The 14010-nt window shown below is 67.7% G+C and carries 13 protein-coding genes; 7 read left to right on the forward strand and 6 right to left on the reverse strand.

Features of this window, described 5'->3' with window-relative positions; genetic code table 11:
• Window positions 1-30 precede the first annotated feature (30 nt).
• The 4 genes from ACZLHH_RS17045 to rnfB all read left to right on the forward strand — a co-directional run bounded on the left by ACZLHH_RS17045 (window position 31) and on the right by rnfB (window position 3769).
• Complete coding sequence (locus ACZLHH_RS17045; protein ID WP_071228702.1) at window positions 31-474, forward strand: DUF2147 domain-containing protein; 444 nt, start codon at window positions 31-33, stop codon at window positions 472-474.
• A 101-nt stretch (window positions 475-575) separates the two neighbouring features.
• The gene (gene metG / locus ACZLHH_RS17050) at window positions 576-2663 is read left to right on the forward strand and encodes a methionine--tRNA ligase (protein WP_180844937.1); all 2088 of its coding nucleotides are present in this window, start codon (window positions 576-578) and stop codon (window positions 2661-2663) included.
• Between the two features lie 76 nt (window positions 2664-2739).
• Window positions 2740-3330, forward strand: coding sequence for an HAD family hydrolase (locus ACZLHH_RS17055; RefSeq protein WP_049421042.1), 591 nt, complete (start codon window positions 2740-2742; stop codon window positions 3328-3330).
• 25 nt (window positions 3331-3355) lie between these two features.
• Window positions 3356-3769, forward strand: a complete 414-nt coding sequence (rnfB, locus tag ACZLHH_RS17060) for an Rnf electron transport complex subunit RnfB (RefSeq protein ID WP_080291848.1) — start codon at window positions 3356-3358, stop codon at window positions 3767-3769.
• A 151-nt stretch (window positions 3770-3920) separates the two neighbouring features.
• On the opposite strand, the gene ACZLHH_RS17065 is transcribed toward rnfB, so the two are convergent.
• A complete protein-coding gene (locus ACZLHH_RS17065; protein WP_005410556.1) occupies window positions 3921-4268 on the reverse strand; it encodes a RidA family protein in 348 nt (115 codons plus the stop codon).
• Between the two features lie 192 nt (window positions 4269-4460).
• On the opposite strand from ACZLHH_RS17065, the gene mprF reads away from it, so the two are divergent.
• A complete protein-coding gene (gene mprF / locus ACZLHH_RS17070; RefSeq protein ID WP_180844936.1) occupies window positions 4461-7025 on the forward strand; it encodes a bifunctional lysylphosphatidylglycerol flippase/synthetase MprF in 2565 nt (854 codons plus the stop codon).
• Between the two features lie 808 nt (window positions 7026-7833).
• Here mprF and ACZLHH_RS17075 read toward each other — a convergent pair.
• From ACZLHH_RS17075 to ACZLHH_RS17090, 4 genes are all read right to left on the reverse strand, one after another.
• On the reverse strand, window positions 7834-9180 hold the full coding sequence (locus ACZLHH_RS17075) for a virulence factor family protein (protein WP_053092114.1): 1347 nt from the start codon (window positions 9178-9180) through the stop codon (window positions 7834-7836).
• A 78-nt stretch (window positions 9181-9258) separates the two neighbouring features.
• A complete protein-coding gene (locus tag ACZLHH_RS17080; protein WP_032130397.1) occupies window positions 9259-9876 on the reverse strand; it encodes a DUF998 domain-containing protein in 618 nt (205 codons plus the stop codon).
• Window positions 9873-10046 (reverse strand): oxidoreductase-like domain-containing protein, encoded by a 174-nt coding sequence (locus ACZLHH_RS17085; RefSeq protein ID WP_049398321.1) that lies wholly within the window; start codon window positions 10044-10046, stop codon window positions 9873-9875. The genes ACZLHH_RS17080 and ACZLHH_RS17085 overlap by 4 nt, the downstream gene beginning before the upstream one ends.
• A 50-nt stretch (window positions 10047-10096) precedes the next feature.
• Window positions 10097-10699, reverse strand: coding sequence for an HD domain-containing protein (locus tag ACZLHH_RS17090; RefSeq protein ID WP_164081437.1), 603 nt, complete (start codon window positions 10697-10699; stop codon window positions 10097-10099).
• A 228-nt stretch (window positions 10700-10927) separates the two neighbouring features.
• Here ACZLHH_RS17090 and ACZLHH_RS17095 point away from each other — a divergent pair, with 228 nt between their 5' ends.
• On the forward strand, window positions 10928-12082 hold the full coding sequence (locus ACZLHH_RS17095) for a tetratricopeptide repeat protein (RefSeq protein ID WP_032129363.1): 1155 nt from the start codon (window positions 10928-10930) through the stop codon (window positions 12080-12082).
• Window positions 12083-12088: 6 nt separating this feature from the next.
• On the opposite strand, the gene ACZLHH_RS17100 is transcribed toward ACZLHH_RS17095, so the two are convergent.
• The gene (locus ACZLHH_RS17100) at window positions 12089-12424 is read right to left on the reverse strand and encodes a zinc ribbon domain-containing protein YjdM (RefSeq protein ID WP_019337002.1); all 336 of its coding nucleotides are present in this window, start codon (window positions 12422-12424) and stop codon (window positions 12089-12091) included.
• A gap of 192 nt (window positions 12425-12616) precedes the next feature.
• Here ACZLHH_RS17100 and ACZLHH_RS17105 point away from each other — a divergent pair, with 192 nt between their 5' ends.
• Complete coding sequence (locus tag ACZLHH_RS17105) at window positions 12617-13978, forward strand: Hsp70 family protein (RefSeq protein ID WP_180844935.1); 1362 nt, start codon at window positions 12617-12619, stop codon at window positions 13976-13978.
• The last annotated feature ends 32 nt before the right edge of the window (window positions 13979-14010 follow it).

Below are 14010 nucleotides of genomic sequence, written 5' to 3' on the forward strand. Positions count from 1 at the left end.
TCGTGCCGGAATGAACCCTGGGAGGGGACCATGCGCAAGACCTTCAAGACCCTGCTGCTGGCACTGCCGCTGTGCCTGGCCGCCCTGTCGGCACAGGCCGCCGACGGCGCCGCCGGCCGCTGGAAGACCATCGACGACAAAACCGGCAAGGTGAAGTCGATCGTCGAGATCAGCCAGGCCGCCAACGGCACGCTGACCGGCAAGGTGGTCGACATCCTGCACTCGGACAAGGGCCCGAACCCGGTCTGCGACGGCTGTGAAGGCGCCAACAAGAACAAGCCGGTGAAGGGCATGACCATTCTCTGGAACCTGAAGGCCGACGGCGCCAACAAGTGGTCCGGCGGCACCATCCTCGACCCGGCCAACGGCAAGACCTACAAGTCGAAGATGGAACTGCAGCCCGGCGGCACCAAGCTGGACGTGTCCGGCTGCATTGCCTTCATCTGCCGCGCGCAGACCTGGCAGCGCGAATAAGCCCCCAGGCCCCGCTTCATCCCCGTGACCCGGCTTCGGCCGGGTCACGTCGTTGCGGGCATGCGATACTCTGCGGTTCCCCTCGGCTTCACCCCGCGACCATGACCCGTACCGCGCTCGTCACCACCGCCCTGCCCTACGCCAACGGCCCGCTGCATCTGGGCCACCTGGTCGGCTACATCCAGGCCGACATCTGGGTGCGTGCGCGGCGAATGAGTGGCGGCAAGGCCTGGTTCGTCTGCGCCGACGACACCCACGGCACGCCGATCATGCTGGCCGCAGAGAAGGCCGGGGTCACCCCGGAAACCTTCATCGCCAACATCCAGGCCAGTCACGAACGTGACTTCGCCGCCTTCGGCGTGGCCTTCGATCACTACGACTCGACCAATTCGGCGGCCAACAAGGCGCTGACCGAGCAGTTCTACCTGAAGCTGGAAGCGGCCGGCCACATCAGCCGCCGCTCGGTGGCGCAGTTCTACGACCCGGCCAAGGGCATGTTCCTGCCCGACCGCTACGTCAAGGGCATCTGCCCGAACTGCGGCAGCCCCGACCAGTACGGCGACAACTGCGAAGTCTGCGGCGCCACCTATGCGCCGACCGACCTGAAGGAGCCGCGTTCGGTCATCTCCGGTGCCACGCCGGAAATGCGCGATTCGGAGCACTTCTTCTTCGAGGTGGGCCACTTCGATGCATTCCTGCGCGAATGGCTGGCCGGCGATGTCGCCCTGCCGGGCGTGAAGGCCAAGCTGGGTGAGTGGCTCAATGCCGAAGGTGGCCTGCGCGCGTGGGACATCTCGCGCGACGCACCGTACTTCGGTTTCCAGATTCCGGGCCAGCCGGGCAAGTACTTCTACGTCTGGCTGGATGCGCCGATCGGCTACCTGTCCAGCTTCCAGACCCTGTGCGGCAAGCTCGGCGAAGACTTCGAAGCGCATCTGCGCGCCGGCACCGCCACCGAGCTGCACCACTTCATCGGCAAGGACATCGTCAACTTCCACGGCCTGTTCTGGCCGGCGGTGCTGCATGGCACCGGCCACCGCGCGCCAACCCGCCTGCACGTCAACGGCTACCTGACCGTAGACGGCGCCAAGATGAGCAAATCGCGCGGCACCTTCGTGATGGCGCGTACCTTCCTCGACGCCGGCCTGGAGCCGGAAGCGCTGCGCTACTACTACGCCGCCAAGTCCGGCGGTGGCGTCGACGATCTCGACCTGAACCTGGGTGACTTCATCGCCCGCGTCAACGCCGACCTGGTCGGCAAGTTCGTCAACCTGGCCAGCCGCTGCGCCGGCTTCATCAGCAAGCGTTTCGACGGCCAGTTGGCCGCACAGCTGCCCGATGCGGCGCAGTACCAGCGCTTCGTCGACGGCCTGGCGCCGATCCGTGAAGCCTACGAGCGCAACGATCCGGCCGCGGCGATCCGCCTGACCATGACCCTGGCCGACGAAGCCAACCGCTACATCGACGACGTCAAGCCGTGGGTGATCGCCAAGCAGGATGGCGCCGACGCGCAGCTGCAGGCCGTGTGCAGCCAGGGCCTGAACCTGTTCCGCGTGCTGGTCACCGCCTTGAAGCCGGTGCTGCCGGCCACCGCTGCGCAGGCCGAGGCCTTCCTGGCCGCGCCGGTGACCGACTGGACCGAACTGGCGCAGCCGCTGCTGGGCCATCGCATCACCGAGTACACCCCGCTGTTCACCCGTATCGACCCGAAGAAGATTGACGCCATGATCGACGCCTCCAAGGACACCCTGCAGCCAGCCGCCGCTGCCGCCCCCGCCGCCAAGACCGACGCCGCCAAGCCGGCCGCACCGGCACCGGCACCGGCCAAGGACGAAGCCAAGGGTACCGATGCTCCGGCCTACATCGGCATCGACGATTTCGCCAAGCTCGACCTGCGCATCGGCAAGGTGCTGGTCTGCGAGTTCGTGGAAGGTTCTGACAAGCTGCTGCGCTTCGAACTGGACGCCGGCGAGCTGGGCAAGCGCCAGATCTTCTCCGGCATCCGCGCCAGCTACGGCGAGCCGGAGAAGCTGGTCGGCCGCAGTGTGGTGTTCATCGCCAACCTGGCCCCGCGCAAGATGCGCTTCGGCCTGAGCGAAGGCATGATCCTGTCGGCCGGTTTCGACGGCGGCGCGCTGGCGCTGCTGGACGCCGACGGCGGCGCGCAGCCGGGCATGCCGGTCCGCTGATGCCCGCAGCGGGCGTGGTTGCGGCCACGCCCGCCGGCAGCACCGGCCTCGGGGCAACGCGATGGGAGGCAACGGAATGGAACTGGCGCTGTTCGACTTCGACCACACCGTGACCACCTGCGATACCTATGGCCGATTCCTGCGCCGCGTGGCCACGGCCGAACAGCTGGCGCAGGCGTGGTGGAAAGTCGGCCCGTGGCTGGCCGCATACAAGCTGAAACTGATCTCGGCCGAGCGCATCCGCGCGCACGTCACCCGTTTGACCTTCAGCGACCGCCACAGCGATGACATCGCCACGCTGGCCGCCGGCTTCTCGCGTGAGTTCCTGCCCGACGTGGTGCGCCCGGAAATGCTGGAGCAGATCCGCTGGCACAAGGAACAGCAGCACACCGTGGTGATCGTGTCCGGCTCGCTGGACCTGTACCTGCGGCCGTGGTGCGAACAGCTGGACCTGCAGTTGATCTGCAACCGGCTGGAGAGCCAGGACGGCCGTCTCACAGGTCGCTATGCCGGTGGCGACTGTGGCCCGCGCAAGGTCGAGCACATCCGCCGCCAGTTCGATCTGTCACGCTACGTGCGCATCCATGCCTACGGTGACAGTTCCGAGGACAAGCCGATGCTGGCGCTGGCCCACGAGCGCTGGTTCCGTGGCAAACCCTTGAAGTAACCCCAACGCGCAGCCTTCGCCACGCATGAGCCTGATTCCTCCCCTGACCGAACGCCTCGACCGCCTGCTGCCGCAGACCCAATGCGGGCAATGCGGCTACGACGGCTGCCGCCCGTACGCGCAGGCCATGGCGCGCGGCGAGGCAGGCGTGGACCGCTGCCCGCCGGGCGGCGACGCTGGCGCGCGCGCACTGGCGCAGGTACTGGACGTACCCGCCATTCCGTTTGATCGTTCGCGCGGCGAGCACAAGGCGCCGCAGGTGGCATTGATCGTGGAAGCCGACTGCATCGGCTGCACCAAGTGCATCCAGGCCTGCCCGGTGGATGCCATCGTCGGTGGCGCCAAGTACATGCACACGGTCATTGCCGATCTGTGCACCGGTTGCGAGCTGTGCATTCCACCGTGCCCGGTGGACTGCATCGAGCTGGTGCCAACGTAGCCACCAGACCAACCGGCAGTGGAGCGGCGGGGTAGAGTCGACTGTTGGTCGACTGCTCTTCGTTCCGGCGGCGCAAAACCCCGCGCTGCGCGCGATAGTCGACTAACCGTCGACTCTACCCTCCGCTGGTGGGACCTGACCTTGCCTGCCGCTACGGTACCGCCGCCGTCACTACGATCTCGACCTTCCAGTCAGCGTGGGCCAGCTTGGCCTCGACCGTGGCACGCGCCGGGGTCGCACCCTCGACCACCCACTCATCCCACGCCTTGTTCATGCCGTCGAAGTCGGCCATGTCGGCCAGGAACACCTCGGCGCGCAGCACGTGCTGGCGGTCACTGGCGACCAACGCCAGCAGCTTGTCGATTTCTGCCAGCACCTGCCGGGTCTGGCCGGTGATGTCCTGGCTGGTGTCTTCCGGAATCTGGCCGGAGAGATAGGCGACCTTGTTGTATACGGTCATTTCGGACATGCGCGGTCCGACGTCGTAACGCTCCATCATGGGCGTGGCTCCTGCGGTTGATCAGGCCTGCATTGTCCTCCAAACCGGTCGACGGTGGGTGCACGGGCATCCTCCGCGACACGTCACTACCGGACTCCGACGGTCCCACTGGTCAAATGACGATGACAGGCGCACGATGCGCCACGCCCGCGTTGACACCGCCCTCGCCCCTCCTGCCGCACCCTTGCGCCGATGACCGCCCCCGTCGATTCCACCACTGCCTCTTCCACGCCAACCTGGAAGCGGGTTGCCACCATCGTCATCCCCCTGCTGATCCTCGCCCTGGCCCTGCACGGCCTGGCCAACGAGTTCGACGAGCACGGCTATCGCGCCATCCGCCAGGCGTTCCGGCAGCTCAGCGGCACGCAGATCGCGCTCACCGTGGTACTCGGCCTGGCCAGTTACGCCTGCCTGATCAGTTTCGATGCCATCGGCCTGCGTCGCAGCGGCATCCGCGTGCACCCCGCGCGCGTCGGCATCACCGCCTTTCTTGCGCACACGCTGGGCCAGACCGTGGGTTTTGCCGCGTTGACCGGCGGCGCGGTGCGCCTGCGTGGCTACCGCAGCGCCGGCCTGGACCTGGCGCAGATCGGCCAGGTGGTGCTGATGAGCACGCTCGGCTTCGTGTTCGGTGCATGGCTGCTGATCAGTGTGGCGCTGTGCATGGAACCGGCTGCCGCAGCCTTGGCACTGCCGCTGGATCCCAATGCGGTACGTATCGTCGGCATCGTCGCGTTGCTCGCCTACCTCGCCACGGTGCTGCTGGTCGGCCGCGATGGACGGCAGTTCAGCGTATTCGGTCATGCGTTGTGGCTGCCCGACCGCCGCACCATGATCGGTGTCACCGTGCTCAGCGTGATCGAACTGGTGCTGGCCAGTGCCGCGTTCTACGTGCTGCTGCCGGACTCCACGCCCACCGGCCTGCCAGGCTTCGTCGGGCTCTACCTGGTGGCAGTGCTGGCCGGCCTGGTCTCCACCGTGCCCGCGGGCCTGGGTGTGTTCGAGTGGAGCCTGCTGAAGCTGTTGCCGCAGGTGGCACCGGCAGCGGTGCTGGCGGCGGCGCTGATCTATCGCGTCACCTACTACGTGCTGCCGCTGGTGCTGGCCACCCTGCTCGCCCTTGCGCCTGCCCTGCGGCAGCCGCTGCAGGCCAGCGCCGGCGCAACCCGCGCCGGCTGGAACGCGCTGCGCCCGTGGCTGCCGCAGATCATCGCGCTGGCGGTGTTCAGCATCGGCGCCGCGCTGGTCATCGACGGCACGCTGCCGACGCCTCGCCGTCACCTGGTCAATGCCTCGCTGCCGATCCTGGAGACATCCCATCTGATCGGCAGCCTCGGCGGCGTTGCACTGCTGCTGATCGGCCAGGGCCTGGCCCGGCGCAGCCATGCGGCGTGGATGCTGGCGATGGCAGTGTGCGTGATCACCCCGCTGCCGCTGTGGCTGCGTGGTGGCCAGCTGTTGATCGCGGTCTCGGCAGTGCTGGTGGCGATGGCACTGTGGGCCGCACGCCGCGAGTTCTACCGCCAGGGTGCCCTGCTGGACGAAGCCTGGTCGTGGCCGTGGCTGCGCAATCTCGGCCTGGTGCTGGTCGCGGTCACCTGGCTGCTGTTCTTCACTTACAGCCACGTCGAGTACCAGAACGAGCTGTGGTGGCAGTTCGCGGTGTCCGGCAACGCGCCGCGCGCGCTGCGTGCCTTGCTGGTGGTCGCCATCGCGCTGGTGATGTTCGGCCTGGCGCGGTTGCTGCACAGCACGCGCAGCCCGCTGCAACCCGCCGACGAAGCCACGCTGCAGTCCCTGGCGCCGGTACTGGCCGGTGCCACCGATACCCAGGCCTGCCTGGTACTGACCGCCGACAAGGCGGTGCTGCGCGATGACGCGAAACAGGGCTTCGTGATGATGCAACGCTACGGCGGTTCGCTGATCGCGATGGGCGATCCAGTCGGCCCGCCTGACGTGGCGCGCGCGTTGATCTGGCGCTTCCGCGAGGAAGCCGACCGGCTGGGCCTGCGCCCGGTGTTCTACCAGGTGGGCGAGACCTACTGGCAGACCTACCTCGACCTGGGCCTGGGCCTGGTCAAGCTGGGCGAGGAAGCGATGGTGCCGCTGCATGACTTCGGCCTGGAAGGCCGCGAACGCGCCGATCTGCGCCAAGCCTGGAACCGGGGCAAGCGCGGTGGCCTGACCTTCCGCGTGGCACCGGTGGAGGAAATTCCCAGCCTGCTGCCGCGCCTGCACGCAATTTCCAATGCATGGCTGGAAGACAAGGCCGGCGATGAGAAGGGCTTCTCGCTGGGCAGCTACGACCCGGATTACCTGGTGCGCTTCCCGGTGGCGCTGGTCGAGGCCGAGGGCCAGATCGTGGCGTTCGCCAACCTGTGGCAGGCACCGGCCGGCGCCGAGCTGTCGGTCGACCTGATGCGCCACGTCAACGAAGCACCGAAGGGCACGATGGACTTCCTCTTCATCGAACTGTTCCTGTGGGGCCGCGCGCAGGGCTATGCGCGTTTCTCGCTGGGCATGGCACCGTTGTCCGGGCTGGCACAGCATCGGCTGGCCGGTCGCTGGAACCGACTGGCCGGCCTGCTGGCGCGGCACGGCGAACGCTTCTACGGATTCAGTGGCCTGCGCCGCTTCAAATCGAAGTTCGATCCGCAGTGGCGGCCGCGCTATCTCGCCGCGCCCGGCGGCATGCATCTGCCGGCTGCGCTGCTGGATGCCACGCGCCTGATCTCGCTGGATCCGCGGCGGAATTGAAGCCGCGATCCGCCAGGCATGACCCGGCGCTACCTGCCACCCGGTAGGTGTCGACCTTGGTCGACACGCTCATCCCGCAGCGCCTTCAGCCCCGGCGCCGACCAAGGTCGGCGTCTACCAACAGCCGTCGGGCGTGGCTCGACGCTACATGCGCCTGGTAGGTGTCGACCTTGGTCGACACGCTCATCCCGCGGTGCCTTCAGCCCCGGCGCCGACCAAGGTCGGCGTCTACCAACAGCCGTCGAGCGTGGCTCGACGCTACATGCGCCGGGTAGGTGTCGACCTTGGTCGACACGCTCATTCCACGGCACCTTCAGCCCCGGCGCCGACCAAGGTCGGCGTCTACCAACAGCCGTCGAGCGTGGCTCGACGCTACATGCGCCTGGTAGGTGTCGACCTTGGTCGACACGCTCATCCCGCAGCGCCTTCAGCCCCAGCGCCGACCAAGGTCGGCGTCTACCAACAGCCGTCGGGCGTGGCTCGACGCTACATGCGCCAGGTAGGTGTCGACCTTGGTCGACACGCTCATTCCACGGCACCTTCAGCCCTGGCGCCGACCAAGGTCGGCGTCTACCAACAGCCGTCGAGCGTGGCTCGACGCTACATGCGCCTGGTAGGTGTCGACCTTGGTCGACACGCTCATCCCGCGGTGCCTTCAGCCCCGGCGCCGACCAAGGTCGGCGTCTACCAACAGCCGTCGAGCGTGGCTCGACGCTACATGCACCTGGTAGGTGTCGACCCTGGTCGACACGCTCATCCCGCGGCGCCTTCAGCCCCAGCGCCGACCAAGGTCGGCGTCTACCAAACGCTACACCCCGCCCTTCAGGATCACTTCGGCGAGGCGGTCGTAATCGCCACCGAAATGGTGATCGCCCGGCAGCTTCACCTTCCTCACGCCGTCATTGGCCGGCAGATCCGGGCACAGCGCGTCCTCATCCTTGTCGCCGTACACGCACAGCGTTTTTTCCGCCGGCAGCCTGGCCACTTCCGGTGCGATCGGCAGGCCGTCGCCGCCACCGCCCAGCCAGTTGCTGACATGGAATTCGAAGTCGGCCTTCCTGCCCACCGACAGCAGCACGATGCGCTCCAGCGCCTCACGGGTGCCAGCATCGAGCTGGTTGATGGTGGCCGGCAGCACGTCGGCGCCCTGCGAGAAACCGATCAACATCACCTTGTCGCGGTGCCATTGCTGGCGGTAGTGGTCGATGATCTTCTGCAGGTCGCCCGCAAAGCCCTTCGGTGTGCGCTCGCTCCAGAAGTAGCGCAGCGAATCGATGCCGACGACCGCCACGCCATGCTCGTTGAGTGACGACGCCACGTTCTTGTCCAGGCCAGCCCAGCCACCGTCACCGGAGACGAACACCGCCAGCGTATCGCCGCTGCCGGTCGCCGGCATTTCCACCACGGGCAGGCCCTTCAGTGCAGCAGGCGGCGGTGCCAGGCTGACGCCGGCCTGCGCACCGATCACCCGTGCCGCAGCCACCAGGCCCGGTGACGCATCACCGCGCGCGGTGCGCTTGAACTCGCGTGCCATCGCGACCTGCTGCACGAACGCGCTGGCCTGGCCGACCTTGCAGCCGCGGTCACCGGCCGCGCTCAACCACGGAAAATTCAGTTCGGCCGGCTGCAGCCTGTCGTGCTTCACACCATCGCCGCAGACCATGCGCTGGTGGTTGTGGTCCGGGCAGAAGCCGGTGGTCAGTACACCGGCGAACACCTGGGTATCGGCCTGCGCTGCCAGCGAATAGGCCATCTCGGCACCTTCGCCATCACCGCCGACCAGCGGCAGGTGGTAGCCGGGCAGATGCAGCGAGGCCTGCAGCCAACGTGAGAAATTCTCGACGTCACCGGAACCGAACGAACAGGTCGGGTCCCCCTCGCGCTTGAGCACACCGCGCAGGTGCGCAATGTCCACTGCCGCGACCAGCGCGCCATCGGCACGCAGGGCCTCGATCGGCAGGCGGCTGGTGTCACCACCAGCCGTGGGTTCGTGGAACCAGATCACCACCCGTTGCGGCGTGCCGGATGGCATGTGCACCGGAATCTGCTCGAACCGCCCATGGCTGAACTGCTGCGGGGTCACGGCCGCCGTTGCCGGCAGCGCGGCCAGCGCCAGTACCACACCCATTGCCCTGCCCAGCCCTGCACGCTTCATATCGCATCCCCGATGGAATGCGCACACGATACGCCGCCGCCGCGTGCACGGCACGTACCGGCGCAGTCCGTTGGGGATTCAGTGGGCTGCGGCCCGACGGCTGCGACGGTACAGCGCCATCGCCAGATACAGCAGCCAGCCAACGATCACCGCGATCACCACTTTCTGTCCCAGCCCACGCGGTGGTCCACCACGCCACAGCACATGCAGCCACAGCAGCACAAAGGCCAGCCATGCCCAGCCCCAGAGCAGGCCCGCAGCGGACTGCCAACCCGGTTCTCGGCGCAGATACCAGGCCTGCAGCAGCATGCCGACGCTGGCACACAGGAACGCCGTGTTGGCTGCCAGCCCATGGATGAACGGTGCCAGCAGCGGTGTTGCTTCAGGCAGCCAGCTGTCGCCGATGGCGACCGTCGCCAGGCCCAGCGCGGAAACCGTGAACAGCAATGGTGCGGCCGCACTGCGCCGCGGGCCGATGCTGCCGCGATACAGCGCAATGCCAAGCGCCGCAATGGCCAGCGCCAGCAGGCAGTAGGCAGCGCGCAATGCCAGCCCCCACGGCCCGTGCAGGTACAGGCTCAAGGTCGCCCGCACCCAGTCCAGATCACTGCGCGCAACCTGGGTCCACAGCGCGGTGGCCACGAACAGCACCAGTGCCACCAGCGCCAGCACCGCCGCCGGGCGTGCACGGCTCATGGTGCGGCCTCTGGATGTCGCGTCTTCCACTCGGCCAGCGCCTTGCGGTAGCGCTGCAGCTCATCGGAATACAGGTCCAGCACACACAGCGGGCAACCACTGCCGCAGCATTCGTTGGGGCCGGGTTCTTCCGGTGGCAGCGGGCGGGGATCGGGATCAGGGACGGACACGGTCGGAAACGGCAATCATTGGAAACAGGTCACCAGTGTACCGGGCCGGCTCAAACGCCCAGCTGACGTCGCAGGTTGTCACGGGCGGCCGCGTCCAGGCGCTGGTGGAAGAACCCGCTGAGGAAGATCCGCGGAGCGCGCAGCAGGCCCTGCAGGAAGCGGCGACGGCCGGCACGGTACAGGAAGCCCGGCACGACCCCTTTGTATTCTTCGGCCACGCCACGGTCATAGGCAGCGAACACCGGTTCCGGCGCGGCCAGGATCGCCATGTCGCAGTCCAGGAACAGCGCCGCCTCGGCATCCACATCCTCCGGACCAAGCGCGCCGTGGCGGGCGGTCAGCAGGATCAATTGCTCCACGCGAGCGGCGTCGACAGTGGCAAGCTCTGGCGCCTGTGTGATCGCCTGCAAAGCCAGCTGCGCCGAACGCGCCTCGTTGTCCTTGCGCCCCGCCTGGTAGATCGCATCGTGATAGAGCACGGCCAGATAGATCTCGGCCGGCTGCTTCCAGCCGGGGCCGTCGGCGACCTCCTGGCAGTGCTGCAGCACCGCGCGCACATGGCCGAAGTGGTGGTAGGCCCGTGGCGGCGTTGCATAGCTGTCCTGCAGCGCCTGCCACTGCGCCGGGGCAAGCGTCAGCGGTGAGAAGTCCATGACCGGATCATCCCGCCTGTGCCGGCGCCGGGCAAGCTGGCGGTTTTTTCACCACGCACTCACAACGCTTGCCGGGCGGGGCCCAGAGCCAGTTGTCCACAGCTTTGTCGAGCGCTGGTCCACACCGGTTGTGGATGAACGCGGCGCCGACCAACGGTCGCTGCAGCCGGACATCCATGGGCATACACTCGCCACAGGCGGGAGCGCCCGCCGCTGCCGGGAACCGTCATGTACCGTTCTGCCGCCCATTGCCTCACTCTTTCGCTGCTGGCCTTCTGTGCTCCTGCCTTCGGCGCAGGCCAGGCACCGCCCGCCGATGTGGTGACGACCCCGACCATCACCGTGTCGGCCGCACGTGTGCCGACCCCGGAAGAAGTGTTCGCCATTCCCGCGGACCTGCGTGCGATGCTCCAGAAGCAGGTGATCCAGCGCAGCTACTCCCGCGACCAGCGGCTGCAGGCGCTCGTGGAGATGATCTTCGACCAGCACGGGCTGGATCTGCAGTACGACGCCAATGCGACCTACACCGTCAGCGATATCTGGCAGCACCGCCGCGCCAACTGCCTGGCCTTCACCCTGCTGTTCGTGACGCTTGCGCGGGAGGCTGGCATCCAGGCCCGCGTGCAGGAAGTCGGGCAGGTGGTGTCCTGGTACCAGGACCAGGACGCGGGCGTGGTCTACAGCGTCGGCCACGTCAACGCCGGTGTCGACGTCGGTGGGCGTTTCGGTACCGTTGATCTGGACCGCAATGTGCTCTATGACCGCCGCGGCCCGGTTCCCGTCAGCCGTGCGCGGGCGTTGGCGCACTTCTACAACAACCGGGGTGCGGAGCGCCTCGCCGACGGTGATTTCGTCGGCGCGCGTGCATTCTTCGACGCGTCCCTGGCTCAGGACAGCGGGTTCGCTCCGGTGTGGAACAACCTCGGCGTGCTCGACCACCGCGAAGGCAACAACGAGGCGGCGCGGCAGGCGCTGGACCGATCGCTGCAGCTGGAAGGCCGCCAGGATGCCGCACTGACCAATGCCTCCGCGCTGTTCCGCAGCCTGGGCTTGACCGCGCAGGCACAGTCACTTGAGCGCCGGTTGAAGTCGGTGCAGCGCGAAGACCCGTTCGCGCAGTACATGTTCGGCGCCAAGGCCGAACGTGCCGGCCAGCTGGACCAGGCGATCCGCTATTACCGGCAGGCCGTGCGCCTGTATGACACCGCGCATCAGTTCCACTTCGGGCTGGCACGCGTCTATTTCCTGGCTGGCCAGCTCAAGCGCGCCGATCGCGAACTGCTGCGTGCGCAGGAACTGGGAGGCGCGCCGGAGCAGGCGCGCTACCAGGCCAAGCTGGACAGCCTGGCCCGCTGGCGCGCGCAGCAGCAGGCCAAGCGCTGAAGGCGATCAGGCCTTCTTGAGGAAGCAGGTCTTCAGGACCAGGCCCTTGATCTTGTCCGAGTTGCCTTCGATGTGCTCGGCGTCATCCTCGACCAGGCGGATGTTGCGGATCACGGTGCCCTGCTTGAGCGGGATCGAGGAGCCTTTGACCTTCAGGTCCTTGATCACGGTGACGGTGTCGCCGGCCTGCAGGGTGTTGCCGTTGCTGTCACGCACGACCAGGGCGGAACCGGCGCTTTCCTCGGCGGTCCATTCGAAACCGCAGTCGGCGCAGATCCACAGCGCACCATCGGCGTAGGTGTTTTCCAGGGTGCACTGCGGGCAGGCGGGGGCAGAAGACATCAGCAAGTACCTCAAAGTGAATCAACAGCCGCCATTGTAACCGCCTGGCTCCCTGCCCTTTTCCGGCCAGCGCCCGGCGGCTCGCATGACCCGATCCGGAACCCCCACCCAGAACAGAAGGCCGCAGGAACTTGCAGTCGGCGACGAACTGCAGCAGAGTGCGCGGCCCCTGATCGCCCCCCGGAACTCCCCATGCGCCTCGGCATCGACTTCGGTACCAGCAACTCCGCCGCCGCCATCGTGCATGAGGGGAAACTGCTGCCGATCCGCTTCGGCGACGCCGAGCAGTTCCGCACCAGCGTGTACTTCCCTGGCGTGGTGCCCGACCCGGACGACTTCCAGCTCGACGCCGGCCAGGAACACGAGCTGCAGCAGATGATCGACAGCGCCGCGCGCGCGGCCCGCGCCGCCGGCCAGGAACGCACGCCGCAGGCGCTGCGCCGCGAAGCCCTGCGCGCACTGCGCCGGGAATGGATGGAAGCCCGCGCCGGCAAGGAGCGCAGCGCCAGCGACCTGCTGCAGAACGCGGTCTACGGCGACGACGCGCTGGAAGCCTATTTCGAGGAACACGAAGGCAACCTGGTGCAGAGCCCGAAGTCGATGCTGGGCTACAACCTGCACCCGCGCGCGAAGCAGACCATCACCGGCATCGCCGCGCACATCCTCGAGCACATCCGCCTGACCGCCAGCGCCCAGCTTGGCCAGCCGCTGCGTGCCGCCCTGCTCGGCCGCCCGGTGCAGTTCCGCAGCTCGATCGGCGCGGCCGGCAACGATCAGGCACTGGACATCCTGCGCGAAGCCGCCACCCAGGCCGGTTTCGACCAGATCGATTTCCTCGAGGAACCGGCCGCGGCGGCCATGCATTACCACGCCGAAAGCCGCGAGCGGCACCAGGCGGTGATCGTCGACATCGGTGGCGGTACCACCGACATCGCGCATGCCGAAGTCGGCGGCGACGACGCCCCGCGCATCCACCGCGCCTGGGGTATCGCCCGCGGCGGTACCGATATCGACTTGGCGCTGAGCCTGTCCAGCTACATGCCGCTGTTCGGCCGCGGCATCACCCGCGTGCCCGCCCACCACTACGTGGAAGCGGCCACCGTGCAGGACATGACCCGCCAGCGCGACTTCCGCCAGCACAAATACGATCACGTCGACGACCCGTGGGGCGCGCGCCTGCAGGCCCTGCAGGACACCGGCAATACCGCCCGCCTGTACCGCGATGTCGAACGCGCCAAGATTGCCCTCAGCGCCGCCAGCGAACACCGCAGCACGCTGGACTACATCGCCCGCGACCTGCATGCCGACAGCAGCGCCGACGGCCTGGCCGCCGCCGCCCATGGCTACCTGGAGCAGATCCGCGAGCTGCTGGCCCAGGTCCGCAGCGACATCGGCGGCGACCCGGATGCGGTGTTCCTGACCGGCGGCATGTCCCGTGCCGGCTACCTGCGCCAGGCCGTGGCCGAGGCCTTCCCGGAGGCCCGCATGGTCCACGGCGAGCCCTCGCTGGGCGTGGTCCAGGGCCTTGCGCTGGCGGCAGCCAGCCAGGATTAACAAAACGTTACGCGGTCTAAGTTACTCTTGGT

This window comes from Stenotrophomonas sp. 28608_Sma (genome assembly GCF_056486185.1).

Bases quoted from the DNA above. Each gene is read 5' to 3' on its own strand.
- ACZLHH_RS17095 (WP_032129363.1), top strand. From the start codon at position 10,928: ATGTACCGTTCTGCCGCCCATTGCCTCACTCTTTCGCTGCTGGCCTTC.
- ACZLHH_RS17100 (WP_019337002.1), bottom strand. From the start codon at position 12,424: ATGTCTTCTGCCCCCGCCTGCCCGCAGTGCACCCTGGAAAACACCTAC.
- rnfB (WP_080291848.1), top strand. From the start codon at position 3,356: ATGAGCCTGATTCCTCCCCTGACCGAACGCCTCGACCGCCTGCTGCCG.
- ACZLHH_RS17045 (WP_071228702.1), top strand. From the start codon at position 31: ATGCGCAAGACCTTCAAGACCCTGCTGCTGGCACTGCCGCTGTGCCTG.
- ACZLHH_RS17105 (WP_180844935.1), top strand. From the start codon at position 12,617: ATGCGCCTCGGCATCGACTTCGGTACCAGCAACTCCGCCGCCGCCATC.
- metG (WP_180844937.1), top strand. From the start codon at position 576: ATGACCCGTACCGCGCTCGTCACCACCGCCCTGCCCTACGCCAACGGC.
- mprF (WP_180844936.1), top strand. From the start codon at position 4,461: ATGACCGCCCCCGTCGATTCCACCACTGCCTCTTCCACGCCAACCTGG.
- ACZLHH_RS17080 (WP_032130397.1), bottom strand. From the start codon at position 9,876: ATGAGCCGTGCACGCCCGGCGGCGGTGCTGGCGCTGGTGGCACTGGTG.
- ACZLHH_RS17090 (WP_164081437.1), bottom strand. From the start codon at position 10,699: ATGGACTTCTCACCGCTGACGCTTGCCCCGGCGCAGTGGCAGGCGCTG.
- ACZLHH_RS17075 (WP_053092114.1), bottom strand. From the start codon at position 9,180: ATGAAGCGTGCAGGGCTGGGCAGGGCAATGGGTGTGGTACTGGCGCTG.
- ACZLHH_RS17065 (WP_005410556.1), bottom strand. From the start codon at position 4,268: ATGATGGAGCGTTACGACGTCGGACCGCGCATGTCCGAAATGACCGTA.
- ACZLHH_RS17055 (WP_049421042.1), top strand. From the start codon at position 2,740: ATGGAACTGGCGCTGTTCGACTTCGACCACACCGTGACCACCTGCGAT.